Here is a 16618-nt window from a genome sequence, read left to right on the forward strand (position 1 = left end):
TCCGCGCAAGCGCGGATCTACAGAATCACCGAAGGCTAGGAAGCTTGCCCTAGCAACGGCATCAAACCAGAAGCGCACGCATCGCCGCGCCATAGCGCGCGGCAATGGCGTCGCGATCGCGATGCCGGCCGTCGGCTACGACTCGTTCGCCGCCAACGTACACCTCACTCACCAGATTGCGGTTGCCGCTGAAGATCCAGCGATCAATCGCATCCTCCGAATGCAATCCCGCAAACTGTGGTGCGTCGGTATCGAGCACCAGGCAATCCGCGAATGCGCCGGCTGCAAGTGCGCCGATGGCATGCCCGCTCGACCTGTGCGCACTGGCCATGGCATCGCGCAACAGGGTTTCGCCTACGCTGCTGGAATCTGCGCGCACGGCGATGTTGCGGTGGCGCGTGATCAACCGCTGGCCATATTCCAGCCAACGCAGCTCTTCGACCGGCGACACCGAGATGTGCGAATCCGAGCCCACGCCCCAGGCGCCGTCGGCGTCGAGATAGTCGCGCAGCGGAAACAGGCCGTCGCCGAGATTGCCTTCCGTGGTGGTGCAGATCGCAACCGTCGCTCCGCTCCCTGCCACGCGCAGTGTTTCTGCCGCGGTCAGATGCGTGGCATGCACCAGCGTCCAGCGCGCATCGACATCCGCGTTGTCGAGCAACCATTCCACCGGTCGCGCATCGCGCAGCGCGAGGCAATCCTGCACTTCGGCCAGCTGTTCGGCGATATGGATATGGATGCGGCTGTCCTGAGGCAATGCCGCCAGCACGGAGCGCATCGCATCCGCGGGCACGGCGCGCAGGCTGTGCAGCGCGCAGCCGACCCGCAGCATGTCGCTCTCTTCCGCACGCAACATCTCGAGCAGGCGCAGATACGCATCGACCTCGTGGCCGAAACGACGCTGGCGTTCGCCCAGCGCACGGCCATCGAAGCCGCCGGTCATGTACAGCACGGGCAGCAGGGTCAGGCGGATTCCGGTGTCACGCGCCGCCGCGATCAGCGCACGCGACATCGCGGCGGGATCCGCATACGGCCTGCCATCCGGCGCATGGTGCAGGTAATGGAATTCGCAGACCGTGGTGTAACCGGCTTCGAGCATCTCCGCATAGAGCTGCGCGGCCACCGCATACAGCGATTCAGGATCGAAGCGCGCGGCGAAGCGGTACATGGTCTCGCGCCAGGTCCAGAACGAATCGCTGGGATTGGTCTGGCGCTCGGCCATGCCGGCCATCGCACGCTGGAAGGCATGCGAATGCAGGTTCGCGATGCCGGGCACGATCCAGCGCGAGCAGGACGTCGGTTCGTCGGTGCGAACGGCGGCGATGCGGCCGTCGGCTTCGATCTCCAATCCGGCATCGGCCTGCCAACCGGCCCGGGTCCACAGCATCGCGGCGTCGAGGGTCTTCATGGGCACATTCTCGCTCATCCCGGGTAAGGCTTGTTATCGCTATCGGGATAACAGGCCCTAGCCTCGCCCGTTAGAATCAACCGCAATGACGACTCCCACCTTCGATGGACTCATCCTCGGCGCGCATCTGGCCACGCTGGACGCATCTTCCGGCTATGGCGAAATCGCTGATGGCGCGCTGGGCTGGCGCGATGGCGTGCTGGCCTATGTCGGCCCCCGCCGCGGCTTGCCCGGGGAACCACGATCGCTGGCGCATGAGGTCATCGAAGCGGACGGCTGGATCACGCCCGGCCTGGTCGATTGCCATACCCATCTGGTGTTCGCGGGTGATCGTGCGCGCGAGTTCGAACTGCGGCTGCAGGGCGCCAGCTACGAGGAGATCGCGCGTGCCGGCGGCGGCATCCTGTCCACGGTGCGCGCCACTCGCGACGTCGATGAAGCCGAGCTGCTGCGCCAGTCGCTGCCGCGCGCGCGGGCACTGCTCGCCGATGGCGCGACCACGCTCGAGATCAAGTCGGGCTACGGGCTCGACTTCGACAACGAACGCAAGATGCTGCGCGTGGCGCGTGCGGTTGGCGAACAACTTGGTATCAGCGTGCGCACGACTTACCTGGCGGCTCACGCGCTGCCGCCCGAATTCAAGGATCGTGCCGACGACTACATCAGCGCCGTATGCGAATGGTTGCCGCGCCTGCACAACGAAGGCCTGGTCGATGCGGTGGATGCGTTCTGCGAGGGCATCGGGTTCAGTCCGGCACAGACGCGGCGCGTGTTCGAAGCCGGCCGCGCCTTGGGATTGCCGGTGAAGCTGCATGCCGATCAGCTCAGCGATCTGGGCGGCGCCGGACTCGTCGCGGAATTCGATGGGCTGTCGGCCGATCACGTCGAATACACCTCACCCGAAAGCGTGCGGGCGATGGCGACGCATGGCACGGTCGCTGTGTTGCTGCCTGGCGCCTTCCATGTCCTGCGCGAGACCAAACTGCCGCCGCTGGCGGCGTTCCGCGAGCATGGCGTGGCCATGGCCGTCGCCACGGACTGCAATCCGGGCACGGCACCGCTGCTGTCACTGCGCCAGGCGATGCAGCTGGCGTGTACGCATTTCCGCCTGACGCCGGAAGAAGCACTGCGCGGCGCCACCGTGCACGGCGCCCGTGCACTGGGGCTGCATGATCGCGGCGTGTTGCGCGTGGGCATGCGCGCCGACTTCGTGCATTGGCGCGTCAGACATCCAGCCGAACTCTGCTACTGGCTCGGTGGACGTCTCTCCGAGGGCGTCTACGCAGATGGTCGCGCCCGATAGGATCACTGACACAACGCAACGACACACACTGGAGATTACATGCAGCGCCTTACGCCTCTGTTTCTGGTTTCGCTGTCGCTGCTGAGTGGCACCGCCTACGCGGCGCAGGCGCCTGCGGCGGCTATCCGGCTTGCCCACGACGCCACCATCGTCGACACCCACATCGACGCGCCGAGCGAACTGCTGGACCACTGGAACGACCTCGCCCTGCCCACGCCGAGCCGCGAATTCGACTACCCGCGTGCACGCGAAGGTGGCCTCGATGTGGCCTTCATGTCGATCTACACGTCGGCCGATGAGGACGAGGCAGGCAAGGCCTGGCAGACCGCCAATATGCAGATCGATGCAGTGGAGGCGCTGGTCGAGCGGCATCCGGACAAGTTCGCGCTGCTGCGTTCGCCTGACGATGCGGCGCGCCTGCAGGCGGGCGATAAGGTGCTGCTCGCACTGGGCATGGAAAACGGCGGGCCGATCGGCGACGACCTGAAACAGCTCGCGCACTTTCACGCACGCGGGGTGCGTTACATCACCCTCGCGCACAGCCGTAACAACCGGATCAGCGATTCCGCCACCGATGTCGCGCCGCATTGGCATGGGCTGAGTCCCTTCGGTCGCGATGTGATCCAGGAAATGAATCGGCTGGGCATCATGGTCGACGTCTCGCACCTGTCCGAAGACGCGATCGCCCAGGCCGTCGCGCTGAGCCGCGCTCCGGTGATCGCGAGCCATTCCGCGCTGCGCCATTTCACACCCGGCTTCCAGCGCAATCTGAGCGACGAAAACGTCAGGGCGATCGCCGCGAAGGGCGGCGTGGTGCAGGTGCCGTTCGGCAGCATCTTCATCGATGCGCAGGCGACAAAGATCTATTCGGCGTTCCTGCGCGAGCGCGAGGCATTCCGCCAGGCCAAGCTGGCCGCGATCGCTGCGGGCCAGCCGGTGGCGGGCACCGAGCCGCAGTTCCCGACCCTGGCCCCCACCTCGATCAAGGCGGTGCTCGACAACATCGACCGCATCGTGCGGCTTGCCGGCGTGGATCATGCCGGTATCGGTTCCGATTTCGACGGCGTCAACGGCGCGCTCGCGGCAGAACTGCGCTCGGTTGCCGATTACCCGCAACTGGTCGCGGGACTGCAGCAGCGCGGTTACAAGGACGACGCGATCCGCAAGATCCTGGGCGGCAATCTGCTGCGGGCCTGGAAGCAGGTGGAACAGGCGGCCGAGCGCTGAACCGGCTTGGTAGAGCGGAGCTTGCTCCGCTGCCCTTGGCGCGCTGCGATGTTGGAAGCATGGAGAGCAGCGGAGCAAGCTCCGCTCTACAAAGAAAAAGCCCCGCAATGCGGGGCTTTTTCATGTTCCGGGGAAGAACGCGCCTTAGGCGGCGGTCTTCTTGGCCACGGCCTTCTTGGCCGGCGCCTTGGAAACGGTCTTAGCTGCGGCCTTCTTGGCCACCGGCGCGGTGGCGGTGCCAGCGGCCTTGGTCACGGTGGCGCTGCGGGCGTTGCCGTAGCTGGAGTTGTAACGCTTGCCCTTGGCGGTCTTGCGGTCGCCCTTGCCCATGTTCGTGCTCCTGAAGCTGTCAAAGTCCGCACGTTGGGTGCGGGGTTACGAGAAATCGCGTCGCGCGCGAGACCGCGAAGTCTAGCACGCCCGCCCACCTCTCCGACCTCGGGTTGCAGCCAACCAGCTGGAGCTGAGCCCCCTTAGTAAGGGGGCGCGGCGAAGCCGCGGGGATTGGAGGCCCGGAGCTGGGGCCCAAAGATTTTGCTAAGCAAAATCTTTGGGATCGACCGGTGCGCAGCATCGGTCGGTGCCGTCGTGAACGTGCCCGTGGTTGAGCCGCAAATTGGCCACGTGCGCCAGCCCCACCAGCGTGCCGCCGAAGGTCATGGCGATGGCGTGCGGGATCAGGGCATGGTGCAACGGACCATAGAGGATGCCGGTCCACAGCGCTGCCAGTCCCGGCAGCAGCAGGCCCAACGCGCGCACCGCACCGTGACGGCGGTAGCCCCAGACCACGCTGAACAGGCCCAGCATCGTGGCGAACAGGACGAAACCGCGTTCGAAGTCGTCCCCCAACCAAGCCGCCACGCCCAGCGACGGCAGCGATGCGATCAACAGCGGCAGCAACGCGCAATGGATCGCACACAGCAGCGAGCCGACGGCGCCCAGCCGGTCGATAAGCGACCGGGTGCTGCGGTGGAGGCTGGGGCGAGGGGGGAAATCGCTCATTGCGTTACATTGTAACAGTTGCATTCCATCAACCCATCAGGCGGCCGCGTCGAAAACCGCCCGGTCCGTTTCATGGGCGGGGTGCGAGCGACGCACCGCAGGAATGGCCTGGGCCAGTAGGGCGCAACCGGCCAGGGTCCAGACGATCATGGCGCCGCTGGGTAGGTCGAGCACCGCCGACAGACCCAGGCCGAGGACGTAGCCCGCCGCGCCGATCGCATAGGCGGCGACCAGCCTGCCGCGGCCCTTCATTCCGGCTGTCGCCAGTGCCGGCACGATCAGGCTGGCGAACACCAGGTACACACCGACCAGCTGCACCGAGGCGGTGATCGCCAGCGCGAACAGCGCATAAAACAACAGCCCTGCCAGCTTTCCGCCACGCAGCCACATGAAAGCCAGCAGGGCTACCGACAACACCGCGGCGGGGATCAGCTGCGAATAGCTGACCCAAAGGATCTGGCCCACCAGAAGATCCTTGAGGTGCTCCCCGCCCTGCGGGTTGTCGGCCAACAACAGCAGACCGCCGGTGGCGGCCAATGCGAACAGGGTGCCGATCAACGGCTCCTGGTATTCCGGCCAGCGCCGGTCGGTCCAGGACAGCAGGCCGGCACCGGCCAATGCGGCCGCGGCCGCCGCGACCTGCACGCCCAGGCCGTGTTCGTCGATACCGAAATACTGCGCGAGGATCACGCCGAGGCCGGCGATCTGCGCGATCGCCAGGTCGATGAAGATGATGCCGCGCGACAACACCTGCTTGCCCAACGGCACGTGCGTGGACAGCACCACCAGGCCAGCGACGCAGGCCGGGCCGAGGATGCTGATATCGAGACCTTCCCAATTGAGTGTCACTTGGCGGCTCCCAGCAACTTGGAAATGGTGGAGTCGAACAGGCCGAACAGATCCTTCGACTGCGCATCGCCACCCACGGAGAACGGCAGCGCCACCGCCGGCACGCCAGTGCGGCCGGCCAGCCATTCGGACGGCTTGCCGTCCTGGTAGGCCGCACGCACGATCGCGAGCGTGTTGCCGTTCTTGGTGGTGGCGATCAGGCTCGCCAGATGCGCGCTGGTCGGTGGCACGCCGGGCTTGGGTTCAAGCGCGCCGATCTGGTTCATGCCCAGCCAGTCCCACAGATAGACCCAGCTGATGTGGTGGACGACGACGTTGCGGCCCTTGAGCGGTGCGGCCTGCGCCTTCCACTTCGCCATCGCCGCCAGCCAGCGCTTGGTGAAGCTGTCGAGGCGCTGCTGATAGGTCGAGGCATTCGCCGGATCGAGTTGCACCAGGCGCGCATCGAGAGCCTTCGCGATCACGAGTACGCGGCGCGGATCCATCTGCACGTGCGGATTGCCGTCGGGATGCACATCACCGTAGGCGCGATCGAGCGCGGTCGGCTTCTCCAGCGTCTTGACCTGCGCGGCGGCCATGAAATTGCCGTTGCCGGAAGCAATCTTCGAATTGCCCGACTGGCGGATCAGCTGCGGCAACCAACCCACTTCGAGCTCGGCGCCGGTGCATACCAGCAGATCCGCGCTGCGCACCTTGGCAATCAGGCTCGGCTTGGCTTCGATCTGATGCACGTCCTGCAACGCAGAAGTACCGACAGCGATGTCGACCTTGTCGCCGGCCAGTTCCTGGGTGAGCGAGCCCCACTCCGGTTCACAGGCAAACACACTCAACTTGGCCTGTGCGGGTGTCGATACCAGCGCGGCGAGCAGCAATGCGGGAATAGTGAAGAGCTTCATGATGCGTTCCTTAGAACTTATGCGCGCCATGCGCGCCGAGGCTGGTCTGGTATTGCACGGTGACGGCGTTGTCGCTGTCGTCCGCATTCGGCTTGTCGTGACTCAACTGCAGGCGGAACAGGCTGAATTCGCTGTTACGCCAGGTGAGTTCCGCGCTGTGTCGGTACGGATCGTAGTCGCTGGCATACGGGCCACCGTTGTCGGCCCACAGCTTGTCGTAGCGATAGCCGACGTCCCACAAGCGATTGAGGCGATAGACCGCTTCGAAATAGCCGCCGCGGCGCTGGCCATCCCACAGCGACGTGATGGTGTCGTCCTCGGGATCGACGAAGACACCGTTGCGATCGTCGCGGAAATATTCCCCGCGCAGGGTGATGCCGCCGTCCTTGAAGTTGCCCTGTGGCGCCCATTTCCAGGTCGCATCAGCGACATAGACCTTGGCGTCACCGTTGAAGCCGTCTTCGCCGCCTTCGGTCCTGGTCTTGAGCATCGACACGCCCGCGAGCCACTCGTTCTCGGTGCCGACGTCGCCACCGACATGCGCGAACAGCGTGCGCGTGCCCAAACCGCCGTGCTGCGCGCCGCCGCTGGGATAGTTCTGGCCACGCAGCACTTCGCCGCCGACTTCGAACAGCAGGCTGGTTGGTGCGACCCAGCGCAGCTGCACGCCATCGTCACCGTATTGGCCGCCGAGGAAGGCCTGGTAGGCCAGCGGGCGGTCGAAGAAGTTGTCGGTGTGCGCGTGATGGCTGTTGAGGTAGCCGATGTTGGAGAAGAATCGGCCCATGCGCAGGTTGAAACCGGCCGGCAACGCGGTGGTATCGATGTAGGCCTCTTCGACGCCGAGGTGGTCCTCGCCGTCCTCGCTCTCCATCGCGACGGTCAGCTGCCCATAGAACTTGTCGTCGATGTTGGCGGCAAAGGACACCTCGCTCTCACCGAGCGAGAAGCCGTTCGCACTCGGACCACTCTCGCCCACCAGCGGGAAGCCGGCGCGCGTATAGCTGTCCGGATCCAGCGAGTGATGCGAGTAACTGCCGTTGAGGATGATGCTGATCGCCGGATTGAAGGCGTTGCCGTTGGCGCCGCTCGCACTCGTTGTGCCGGCGGACGCAGCGACGGAGGCGGTTGCATCGGTAGTCGACGCCGGTGTTGCTTCCGCTTCCGGCGAGGCCGCCAGCGCGTCGATTTCGGCTTGCTCACTACTTGCCGGTGCCGGCGTCGTCGCTGTCGGTTGGGTTTTCAGCGCCTGCAGCTCGGCCTGCAGCGCTTTGACCTGCGCTTCCAGGGCCTCGATGCGGCGATCGGTAGCGGGGTCGCCGGCAAAAGCAGGCGGTGCGGCGAGCGCACTCAGGACGCACAAGGTAAGCAGGGACTTCCGCATAGAAACCGTGGCTCTTGGGTTGAGGGCTGATCTACAGGATGTAATAACATAACAATTGATCCCGGCGGTCAATAGACTGGGAAAGGGCCAGTCAGTTCCCGATCGAACTCGCGAGCTCAGTCATATAGGTGTATATACACTTACATGCCAGAACCACTCCCCTTCTCCAGCCCCTGCACCTGCTTCCGACTGCGCCGGTTGTCGCGCCTGATCAGCCAGCGCTACGACCGCGAACTCGCCCCCGCAGGCCTCAACATCAACCAGTACTCGATCCTGCGCCGTGCCTCGCGCGGCCCACGGCCGGTTGGCGAACTCGCTCGTGAGCTCGGCATGGACCGCACCACGCTTACACGCGACATCAAGCCGCTGGCCGCTGCGGGCTGGGTCGAACTCTCGCAGGGCACCACAGACGCACGCCAGCGTTGCATCAGCGTCACTGCTGCGGGCAAGACCGCGCTCGATACTGCGCTGCCACTGTGGCGCAAGGCACAGGACGCCGTCGAAGTACTCCTGGGCACCCCGGGTGTCGACGCCCTGCACTCTCATCTCGACCACGCCATGCAACAACTCGAAGAAAGCCGAACCGCATGAGCATTCCACAGACGACCGTTTCCGCTACTTCCAGGCATTACTGGCCGTTGGTACTCGCCGCAACGGCAACGTTGATGGTGACCATGGGCATCCGCCAGTCGATGGGCCTGTTCGTCAGCCCGATCGGCAAGGCGACCGGATTGGGCATCGCGCAGATCAGTTTCGCGTTGGCGATCGGTCAGTTCGTGTGGGGCGCGGTGCAGCCGTTGTTCGGTGCGATCGCGGATCAGAAGGGCCCGGGACGCGTACTGGTCGTCGGCGGTGTGTTGTTGATCGCCGGCACCGCGCTGGTGCCACTCTTCGATTCGCAATGGGGTTTGATGATGACGCTCGGCGTGCTCACCGCCGCGGGCGCCGGTGCTGGCAGCTTCTCGGTGCTGATCGGTGCCACTGCACAGCATGTACCGGCGACGAAGCGCTCGATGGTCGGCGGCGTGATCAACGCGGGCGGCTCGTTCGGGCAGTTCGTATTCGCGCCGTTCGTGCAGGCGCTGATCAGCGCGTTCGGTTGGGCATCGGCGATGTGGGCACTCGCCATCACCGCGTTGTCGACGCTGCCGCTGGCCTGGCCGTTACGTCGTCGCGAAGCCGGCAGCTCTTCGACTGCAGCCACCGCTGCGACATCGGGCATCACTCTGCGCGAGCAAGTACGCATCGCCCTGCGCGATCGCAGCTACTGGTGCCTGCACATCGGCTTCTTCACCTGCGGCGTGCACATCGCGTTCCTGGTGACGCACCTGCCGACCGAAATCGCGATGTGCGGCCTGTCGCCGCAGGTATCGGCGATCAGCCTGGGCCTGATCGGCCTGTTCAACATCGGTGGCAGCCTCGGCATCGGCTGGCTAGGGCAACGCTTCCGCATGAAGCATCTGCTGGCGCTGATGTACGCCAGCCGCGCGGCGCTGATCGCGGTCTACGTGATTTCACCGCCGACGCCGCTTACGTTCTACCTGTTTGCCGCCGGTCTCGGCCTGACCTGGCTCGCGACCGTGCCGCCTACCGCGGGCCTGGTCGGCAAGCTGTTCGGCCCGCGCTATCTGGGCACGCTGTTCGGCCTCACCCTGTTGTCGCACCAGATCGGTGGCTTCCTAGGCGCGTGGGTCGGCGGCCTCGTCGTCGAACGCTTCGGCGGCTACACCTGGATGTGGTACGCGGACATCGTGCTGGCGCTGCTCGCGGCGGCGGCCAACCTGCCGATTCGGGAATCCAAGGTCTTGCTGCATCCCGCGGCGGCGTGATGTTTCGCCGCAGCCGCGAAACTGCGGCGGGTCAATACCGGCGGATCAAACAGCGGCTGCGTTCTGCTTCGCGCAGTCCGCGCAGAGCCCGTGCACTTCCAGCGTCTGCGCCTGCGGCACGAAGCCGAGCGCGCGGGCGCTGGCGTCGAGCGAATCGACGATGTCGGCGTCTTCGAGCTCGGTCGCCGACTGGCAGCGATCACAGATCAGGAATGGCACTGCGTGCTGTTCGCCACCGGGGTGATGGCAGCCGACGTAGGCATTAATTGACGCGAGCTTGTGGATGAAGCCGTGCTCGAGCAGGAAGTCCAACGCGCGATACACCGTCGGCGGCGCGGCGGCGTCATGCGTGGCCTTCATCTGGTCGAGCAGGTCGTAAGCCTTGATCGGCCGGCCTGCTGCGGCAATCAGCCGGAGCGCGTTGGCACGCAGCGGCGTCAGGCGCAGACCGCGCTGCTCGCACGCGCGCTCGACCTCGCGCACGAACGCATCGGCGTCGTGCACGTGGTGCTTGGGATCGGTGCAGGCGTGGCTGTGGCCCATGGCCCTGATTTATGCCCCGACCGGCAGCTTTGCAAGGGCCGCGTCGATGCGCGCGACCGCCTCGCCCTGGCCGGCCAGGTACACCGTCTGCGAGATGTCCGGGCTGACCTGGGTTCCAGTGATCGCCACGCGCATGGGCTGGGCGACCTTGCCCATGCCGATGCCCAGCGCTTCGGCGGTCTCGTGCAGCGCCGCGGCGACCGATTCAGCGGTCCACGAAGCGAGTTTGGCCAGGCGCTCGCGCGCATCGGCCAGCGGCGCCTGCGCGGCGGCGGTGAGGTGTTTGGCGACCGCGGCTTCGTCGTACTGGGTCAGCGGCTGGAACCACACCGCCGCGCGTTCGGCCATGTCCTTCAGCGTCTGCACGCGATCGCGCAGGGCGATCACGATGTCGGCCGGCTTCGGGCCCTTCGCCAGGTCAAAGCCGTTGTTGAGCAGATGCCATTCCAGATGCTTGGCGACGTCGTTCGGATCGTCGCTCTTCAGGTACTGCTGGTTGAGCCAGCCGAGCTTGGCCGGATCCAGACGCGAGGCCTTCGCGTTCACATCCTTCAGATCGAACAGCGAAGTCATCTCGGCGATCGAGAAGATCTCCTGGTCGCCGTGCGACCAGCCCAAGCGCACCAGATAGTTCAGCAGCGCATGCGGCAGATAGCCGGCATCGCGATACTGCATCACGTCGGCGGCGCCAGTACGCTTGGACAGCTTGGCGCCGTGCTCGTCGAGGATCATCGGCAAGTGCGCGAAATGCGGCACCGGCTTGCCCAGCGCGTGATAGATGTTGATCTGGCGCGGCGTGTTGTTGACGTGGTCGTCGCCACGCACCACGTCGCTGATCGTCATGTCGATGTCGTCGACGACGACGGCGAAGTTGTAGGTCGGATAGCCGTCGGAACGGAAGATCACCAGGTCGTCGAGTTCGGTATTGCTGATCTCGATGCGGCCCTTGACCTTGTCCTCCCACGCGACGACGCCGTCGAGCGGATTCTTGAAGCGGATTACGCGATTGGGATCGTCGCGGAAACCGGCGTTCTGCTCGCGATACGCGCCGTTGTAGCGCGGCTTCTCGTTCTTCGCCATCGCGGCTTCGCGCATGGCTTCGAGCTCTTCCTTGGTCTCGTAGGCGTAGTACGCGCGACCGGACGCGACGAGTTGCTCGGCGACTTCGCGATAACGGTCGAGACGATGGGTCTGGTAGATCGGGCCTTCGTCGTAGCCCAGGCCGAGCCATTGCATGGCGTCGAGGATCGCGTCGATCGCCGCCTGGGTGCTGCGTTCCTGGTCGGTGTCCTCGATGCGCAGGATGAACTGCCCGCCATGGCGGCGCGCCTCCAGCCAGCAGTACAACGCGGTGCGCGCGCCGCCGATGTGCAGGTAGCCGGTGGGACTGGGGGCGAAGCGGGTGCGGGTCATCGTGGTGCTCGGGAACGGCGGAAAGGGAGAATTTTAACGGGTGTAGGAGGAGCCTGCCGTCCTGGGGCCCGGCGCAGCGGCAACCTAGGCCCGCAAATGAGGCGCTCGCGTCAGCCGCGAAGACGGCACCGCGTCAAGGGGACCTTAGTCAGTCGCGGCCTCACCGCTCCGCTCTCTACAATTCGTCCATGACCACCCTTTTCATTTCCGACCTGCACCTCGATGCCGAGCGTCCGCAGGTCACCGAGCTGTTCGGCCGCTTTCTGCGTGAACAAGCCCGCGGCGCCGACGCGCTGTACATCCTGGGCGACCTGTTCGAGGCCTGGGTGGGCGACGACGATCCATCCGAAACCGGCGCCTTCGTCGCGCGCGAGCTGAAGACGCTGTCGGACGCTGGAGTGCCGGTGTACTTCATCCGCGGCAACCGCGATTTCCTGCTCGGCGATGATTACGCGCGCCGTGCGGGCATGACCGTCCTTCCCGATCCGGCGGTAGTGGTGCTGTATGGCCAGCCCACGCTGCTCATGCACGGCGACACGCTGTGCACCGACGATCTCGCCTACCAGCAGTTCCGCGCCCAGGTGCGCAATCCGGCGTGGCAGCAGCATTTCCTGTCGCAGCCGCTGGCCGCCCGCATCGCGTTCGCGCAGCAGGCGCGTGCGGCGAGCAAGGCGCACCAGTCGGGGCTGCAGGACAAGGGGACGATGGAGTCGATCACCGACGTCAGTCCCGAAACCGTGGAATCGACGTTGGCTCGCTTCGGCATTGCGCGCCTGATCCATGGCCATACGCATCGACCGGCAATCCATGATCTGCAGATCGTTGAGCGTGCACATCAGCGCATCGTGCTGGGGGATTGGTACGACCAAGGCTCAGTGCTGCGCGTTTCGAAGGACGAAGCGAAACTGACGTCGCTCTAAGACACAGCCACCGTAGGCTGGGTTGGCCATCAACCCAGCAATGCGTGTCATCGAGGCTGGGTTGATGAAGCCAACCCAGCCTACATTTCTACATTTCACGCGACCAACCCTCGCGTCACTTCGCCGCTTCACCACACCCTTTGTAGGTGATGTCGCCGTAAATGAAGGTCGCCACGTGGTCGTAGCGATTATCGGACATGCCGTCGCTGCATTGACCCGGACTGATGTCGAGATGGAAGTCCTTCTCGCCGTCCGTGCCGATATAGACGAAGCCAACGAGCGAAGGCACGCGCCGCCCATGCATCAACCGGCCTTCCTGGTCGTCCGGCGTCGAGAAATACAGATCATCGCCGTCGACACGCGCCTGCCAGAACGGTTCGGTGCCGAACCCACGCCAAGCCATCAGCGGTTCGTTTTCCTGACCCGCGGCGCGCTTGCCCTTGGCGCCGGATGCTTCGTTGTCTGACTGGCTCATCGAAGACGACTCCGCTGCGGAGGACGGTGGAGCAGGCTGGACCGAACGTGGGCAGGCCACGAGCAATGCCGTCGTCGCACACAGGATGGCGGCCGGAAGCATTCGAATTCGCATCATCGGACTCGACTCATTGAGATCGGCGCACGCTAGTGGCGCGGATGTTATCGCGGAGTGACAGCGGCGGCTTCGGCCTGCAGGCTGTGTAGTTCGTCCGGGTCGAACCCCGCCGCCAGACGCGCCTCGGTGTTGAACGGCCCGTGCAAGACGCCACTGGCGTATTCGCGCAACAGTTCGCGGAAACGCGTGCGCGGCTCTACCCCCGCACGCTCGCAATGCCAGCGATACCAGCGCGAGCCGGCGGCCACGTGCGCGACTTCCTCGCGCAGGATCACCTCCAGGATGTCGGCGGTCGTATCGTCGCCGAGCGAACGCAGCTTCACGATCATGCCCGGGGTGACGTCGAGGCCGCGCGCCTCCAGCACCCGCGGCACCAGCGCCATGCGCGCGAGGCCGTCGTGCGCGGTTTTTTCCGCCATTTCCCACAAACCGTTGTGCGCGTCGAAATCGCCGTAGTCGTGCCCGAACTGTTGCAGGCGTTCACGTAGCATCACGAAGTGGCGCGCTTCGTCGTGGGCGACGCCGATCCAGTCCGCGTAGAACCCGGGCGGCATGCCGCGGAAGCGATACGCCGCATCCCATGCCAGATCGATCGCATTGAATTCGATATGCGCCACGGCGTGGATGAAAGCGGCGCGCCCCTCGTTCGTGCCGAAGCCGCGGCGCGGCAATTCGCGCGGATGCACGAGTTTGGGTCGCTCGGGGCGGCCGGGCATGCAGATCGGTTCGGGTGCGGGCGCGTCGCCGGGAATCGGCAGTTCGCCACGCTCGAACGCCGCCACCGCTGCGAAGGTACGCGCGACCTTGTCTCCGGGCGCGGATGCGTCGAGACAGGATCGCGCAGCTTCGAAAAGCGACTCTCTCATCGTCTTTGATCGTCATCCCGGCGAATGCCGGGATCCAGTTCCTGGGTTTCAGTCCAGTACATATCGATGACTGACGAAGCAACGTCAGAGGCTGGATCCCGGCATTCGCCGGGATGACGACAATAGTGCCGGGCTCGCAAAAGTCTTACGACGCCCGCCGCGTCTTCTTCGCCTCGTCCGATCGAAGCTGCTTGATGCGCTCGAAGTAACCCTCCTCGATACCGGTCACGTACTGACCGTTGAAGCACGAAGAATCGAAGTGCTCCATGCGCTGCTTCGGCCCAGACACGGCTTCTTCCAGATCAGCCAGATCCTGGTAGATCAGCCAATCGCAGCCGAGCAGCTTCTGCACTTCTTCCTCGCTGCGGTCGTGTGCGACCAGTTCCTCGGCCGACGGCATGTCGATGCCGTAGACATTCGGATAACGCACCGGCGGCGCGGCGGACGCGAGGTAGACCTTGCGCGCGCCGGCGTCGCGCGCCATCTGCACGATCTGCTGCGAGGTGGTGCCGCGCACGATCGAGTCGTCTACCAACAGCACGACGCGATTCTTGAATTCCAGCGGAATCGGATTGAGCTTGCGGCGCACCGACTTCGCGCGCTGACCCTGCCCCGGCATGATGAAGGTGCGGCCGACGTAGCGGTTCTTGATGAAGCCTTCGCGGTACTTCACGCCCAGCACGTTGGCGATTTCCAGCGCGGCGTCGCGCGAGGTGTCCGGAATCGGGATCACCGTGTCGATGTCATGCTCGGGCATCAGGCGCAGGATTTTCTCGCCGAGCTTCTGGCCCATGCGCATGCGTGCCTTGTGCACCGAGATGTTGTCCATCATCGAGTCGGGGCGGGCGAAGTACACGTATTCGAAGATGCACGGGGTGTGCGTCTGTGCCGGCGCGCACTGCTTGGTGAACAGCTCGCCGCGTGCGGTGACGAGGATGCATTCGCCCGGGGCAACGTCGCGCATGCGTTCGAAACCAAGCAGATCCAGCGCCACCGATTCGGAGGCGACGGCGTATTCGTCGGAAGCGCCGTTCTTGCCGGCGCGCTTGCCCAGCACCAGCGGGCGGATGCCGTGCGGATCGCGGAACGCCACCAGGCCCAGCCCCAACACCGACACCACCACCGCGTAGCCGCCGATGCAGCGACGGGTCACGCCTTCGATCGCCCTGAACACGGCGTCGGGCGTCAGCGCCTTCTGCGTGTCGAGCTCGTGCGCGAACACATTGAGCAGCACTTCGGAGTCGGACTCGGTGTTGACGTTGCGACGGTCCTGTTCGAACACCTCGCGACGCAGCTTGTCGGTATTAATCAGGTTGCCGTTGTGCGCCAGCGCGATGCCGTAGGGCGAATTCACGTAGAACGGCTGCGCTTCGTCGGAGCCTTCCGAGCCGGCAGTCGGATAGCGGCAATGCGCGATACCAAACTTACCCTGCAGCAGCAGCATCTCGTCCTCGCCGAACACGTCGCTGACCAGGCCATTGCCCTTGTGCACGCGCAGCTTGCCGCCGTCGGCGGTGGCAATGCCGGCCGCGTCCTGGCCGCGATGCTGCAGCACCGAGAGTCCGTCATACAGCTGGGCGGCGACATCCGTGTTGCCGACGATTCCAAGAATGCCGCACATAGCAATAAACCTTCGTGTGTCAGTGGACGCGCTTGTCGTCGGGCGGCGTGCCCTGCGACGGCGGATCCGGGGTAACCAGTTTTGGATCGGTCCGCGGCGCCGACTGCTTCGGCAACACCGACGGGAGAATCTGGGGCAAGGCCTGCGGAAGCGAATCCGGCAGCGCGCCATTCGGCAGCGCGTCCTGGATGAGTCCGTCCGGCATCACCTGCTTGAGTTGCTTCGCCTCGGCCTGTACCTGGGCCTGCAGCGATCTACCGCGTCCTTCCAGGTCCACGCGCTGCGCCATCCACGGCGGCATTGCGTTACGCATCCACTTCGCCACCGGCAGCAGCGTCGCGACACCGGTCGACTCGTGCCAGGCGCGTTTGCCGGGGATGCTGGTCAATCCGAGCATCAGCACCAGCACGCAGGCCAGGAACACGCCGCGCACCAGACCGAAGCCGAAGCCGAACAACCGGTCCACGCCCGACAGTCCGGCTTCCTGCGCCATCCGGCGCACCAGCAGCCCGACCAGCGCCACCGCGATCCACACCACGACGAAGCTCAGTGCATAGCCGGCGAGGTATTCACCCCAGCCGAGCTGGCCGTCCGAGACCAGGCTGCGCCCGACGTCGCCACCGAACAGATATGCGGCCAATCCCGCGAGCAGCCAAGCCACCAGCGACATCACCACGCCGATCATTCCGCGCAGCAGGCCAAGCAGGCCCGACACGCCGACGATCAGCAGCAATACCCAGTCCAGCGCCGTCATGGCTTGTCGCT

The 16618-nt window shown here is 65.2% G+C and carries 17 protein-coding genes; 5 read left to right on the top strand and 12 right to left on the bottom strand.

Annotated features, from left to right (window positions below; all coding sequences use genetic code 11):
• Positions 1-61: 61 nt before the first annotated feature.
• The gene (locus tag ACYVGK_RS16640) at positions 62-1426 is read right to left on the bottom strand and encodes a formimidoylglutamate deiminase (protein ID WP_460735759.1); all 1365 of its coding nucleotides are present in this window, start codon (positions 1424-1426) and stop codon (positions 62-64) included.
• 67 nt (positions 1427-1493) lie between these two features.
• Here ACYVGK_RS16640 and hutI point away from each other — a divergent pair, with 67 nt between their 5' ends.
• Positions 1494-2711 (top strand): imidazolonepropionase, encoded by a 1218-nt coding sequence (gene hutI, locus ACYVGK_RS16645; RefSeq protein WP_460735761.1) that lies wholly within the window; start codon positions 1494-1496, stop codon positions 2709-2711.
• Between the two features lie 39 nt (positions 2712-2750).
• The gene (locus ACYVGK_RS16650; protein ID WP_460735763.1) at positions 2751-3938 is read left to right on the top strand and encodes a dipeptidase; all 1188 of its coding nucleotides are present in this window, start codon (positions 2751-2753) and stop codon (positions 3936-3938) included.
• Positions 3939-4082: 144 nt separating this feature from the next.
• Here the strand turns inward: ACYVGK_RS16650 and ACYVGK_RS16655 are convergent, their stop codons facing one another.
• The 5 genes from ACYVGK_RS16655 to ACYVGK_RS16675 form a co-directional block, all read right to left on the bottom strand.
• Positions 4083-4268 (bottom strand): 30S ribosomal protein THX, encoded by a 186-nt coding sequence (locus ACYVGK_RS16655; protein WP_460735765.1) that lies wholly within the window; start codon positions 4266-4268, stop codon positions 4083-4085.
• Positions 4269-4475: 207 nt separating this feature from the next.
• Entirely contained in the window at positions 4476-4940 is a 465-nt protein-coding gene (locus ACYVGK_RS16660; protein WP_460735767.1) for a MerC domain-containing protein, read from the bottom strand.
• A 36-nt stretch (positions 4941-4976) separates the two neighbouring features.
• Positions 4977-5789 carry a metal ABC transporter permease gene (locus tag ACYVGK_RS16665; RefSeq protein ID WP_460735769.1) on the bottom strand — a complete coding sequence of 271 codons (813 nt, stop codon included), beginning with the start codon at positions 5787-5789 and terminating at the stop codon, positions 4977-4979.
• On the bottom strand, positions 5786-6685 hold the full coding sequence (locus tag ACYVGK_RS16670) for a metal ABC transporter substrate-binding protein (RefSeq protein ID WP_460735771.1): 900 nt from the start codon (positions 6683-6685) through the stop codon (positions 5786-5788). The genes ACYVGK_RS16665 and ACYVGK_RS16670 overlap by 4 nt, the downstream gene beginning before the upstream one ends.
• A gap of 10 nt (positions 6686-6695) precedes the next feature.
• A complete protein-coding gene (locus ACYVGK_RS16675) occupies positions 6696-8069 on the bottom strand; it encodes a hypothetical protein (protein WP_460735773.1) in 1374 nt (457 codons plus the stop codon).
• 144 nt (positions 8070-8213) lie between these two features.
• Here ACYVGK_RS16675 and ACYVGK_RS16680 point away from each other — a divergent pair, with 144 nt between their 5' ends.
• Complete coding sequence (locus tag ACYVGK_RS16680) at positions 8214-8660, top strand: MarR family winged helix-turn-helix transcriptional regulator (RefSeq protein ID WP_460735775.1); 447 nt, start codon at positions 8214-8216, stop codon at positions 8658-8660.
• A complete protein-coding gene (locus ACYVGK_RS16685) occupies positions 8657-9898 on the top strand; it encodes an MFS transporter (protein ID WP_460735777.1) in 1242 nt (413 codons plus the stop codon). Before ACYVGK_RS16680 ends, ACYVGK_RS16685 begins: the two co-directional genes overlap by 4 nt.
• 45 nt (positions 9899-9943) lie before the next feature.
• Here ACYVGK_RS16685 and ACYVGK_RS16690 read toward each other — a convergent pair whose 3' ends face one another.
• Complete coding sequence (locus ACYVGK_RS16690) at positions 9944-10441, bottom strand: transcriptional repressor (protein WP_460735779.1); 498 nt, start codon at positions 10439-10441, stop codon at positions 9944-9946.
• A gap of 9 nt (positions 10442-10450) precedes the next feature.
• Entirely contained in the window at positions 10451-11854 is a 1404-nt protein-coding gene (gene gltX / locus ACYVGK_RS16695) for a glutamate--tRNA ligase (RefSeq protein WP_460735781.1), read from the bottom strand.
• 188 nt (positions 11855-12042) lie between these two features.
• Here gltX and lpxH point away from each other — a divergent pair, with 188 nt between their 5' ends.
• Complete coding sequence (gene lpxH, locus ACYVGK_RS16700) at positions 12043-12774, top strand: UDP-2,3-diacylglucosamine diphosphatase (protein ID WP_460735783.1); 732 nt, start codon at positions 12043-12045, stop codon at positions 12772-12774.
• A gap of 115 nt (positions 12775-12889) precedes the next feature.
• Here lpxH and ACYVGK_RS16705 read toward each other — a convergent pair whose 3' ends face one another.
• The 4 genes from ACYVGK_RS16705 to ACYVGK_RS16720 all read right to left on the bottom strand — a co-directional run bounded on the left by ACYVGK_RS16705 (position 12890) and on the right by ACYVGK_RS16720 (position 16607).
• Positions 12890-13249 carry a COG3650 family protein gene (locus tag ACYVGK_RS16705; RefSeq protein WP_460735785.1) on the bottom strand — a complete coding sequence of 120 codons (360 nt, stop codon included), beginning with the start codon at positions 13247-13249 and terminating at the stop codon, positions 12890-12892.
• A 161-nt stretch (positions 13250-13410) separates the two neighbouring features.
• Positions 13411-14232, bottom strand: a complete 822-nt coding sequence (locus ACYVGK_RS16710; RefSeq protein ID WP_460735787.1) for a ferritin-like domain-containing protein — start codon at positions 14230-14232, stop codon at positions 13411-13413.
• 145 nt (positions 14233-14377) lie between these two features.
• Positions 14378-15853 carry an amidophosphoribosyltransferase gene (gene purF, locus ACYVGK_RS16715; RefSeq protein ID WP_460735789.1) on the bottom strand — a complete coding sequence of 492 codons (1476 nt, stop codon included), beginning with the start codon at positions 15851-15853 and terminating at the stop codon, positions 14378-14380.
• A 19-nt stretch (positions 15854-15872) separates the two neighbouring features.
• Positions 15873-16607 (bottom strand): CvpA family protein, encoded by a 735-nt coding sequence (locus ACYVGK_RS16720; RefSeq protein ID WP_460735791.1) that lies wholly within the window; start codon positions 16605-16607, stop codon positions 15873-15875.
• Between the last annotated feature and the right edge of the window lie 11 nt (positions 16608-16618).

The sequence above is a fragment of the Lysobacter tyrosinilyticus genome, assembly GCF_054779815.1.

Excerpts from the sequence above, each read along its gene's own strand:
- hutI (WP_460735761.1), top strand. The coding sequence starts at position 1,494 with ATGACGACTCCCACCTTCGATGGACTCATCCTCGGCGCGCATCTGGCC.
- ACYVGK_RS16705 (WP_460735785.1), bottom strand. The coding sequence starts at position 13,249 with ATGAGCCAGTCAGACAACGAAGCATCCGGCGCCAAGGGCAAGCGCGCC.
- ACYVGK_RS16685 (WP_460735777.1), top strand. The coding sequence starts at position 8,657 with ATGAGCATTCCACAGACGACCGTTTCCGCTACTTCCAGGCATTACTGG.
- ACYVGK_RS16660 (WP_460735767.1), bottom strand. The coding sequence starts at position 4,940 with ATGAGCGATTTCCCCCCTCGCCCCAGCCTCCACCGCAGCACCCGGTCG.
- ACYVGK_RS16650 (WP_460735763.1), top strand. The coding sequence starts at position 2,751 with ATGCAGCGCCTTACGCCTCTGTTTCTGGTTTCGCTGTCGCTGCTGAGT.
- ACYVGK_RS16710 (WP_460735787.1), bottom strand. The coding sequence starts at position 14,232 with ATGAGAGAGTCGCTTTTCGAAGCTGCGCGATCCTGTCTCGACGCATCC.
- ACYVGK_RS16680 (WP_460735775.1), top strand. The coding sequence starts at position 8,214 with ATGCCAGAACCACTCCCCTTCTCCAGCCCCTGCACCTGCTTCCGACTG.
- ACYVGK_RS16675 (WP_460735773.1), bottom strand. The coding sequence starts at position 8,069 with ATGCGGAAGTCCCTGCTTACCTTGTGCGTCCTGAGTGCGCTCGCCGCA.
- ACYVGK_RS16670 (WP_460735771.1), bottom strand. The coding sequence starts at position 6,685 with ATGAAGCTCTTCACTATTCCCGCATTGCTGCTCGCCGCGCTGGTATCG.
- lpxH (WP_460735783.1), top strand. The coding sequence starts at position 12,043 with ATGACCACCCTTTTCATTTCCGACCTGCACCTCGATGCCGAGCGTCCG.
- ACYVGK_RS16655 (WP_460735765.1), bottom strand. The coding sequence starts at position 4,268 with ATGGGCAAGGGCGACCGCAAGACCGCCAAGGGCAAGCGTTACAACTCC.
- ACYVGK_RS16720 (WP_460735791.1), bottom strand. The coding sequence starts at position 16,607 with ATGACGGCGCTGGACTGGGTATTGCTGCTGATCGTCGGCGTGTCGGGC.
- purF (WP_460735789.1), bottom strand. The coding sequence starts at position 15,853 with ATGTGCGGCATTCTTGGAATCGTCGGCAACACGGATGTCGCCGCCCAG.
- ACYVGK_RS16640 (WP_460735759.1), bottom strand. The coding sequence starts at position 1,426 with ATGAGCGAGAATGTGCCCATGAAGACCCTCGACGCCGCGATGCTGTGG.
- ACYVGK_RS16690 (WP_460735779.1), bottom strand. The coding sequence starts at position 10,441 with ATGGGCCACAGCCACGCCTGCACCGATCCCAAGCACCACGTGCACGAC.
- gltX (WP_460735781.1), bottom strand. The coding sequence starts at position 11,854 with ATGACCCGCACCCGCTTCGCCCCCAGTCCCACCGGCTACCTGCACATC.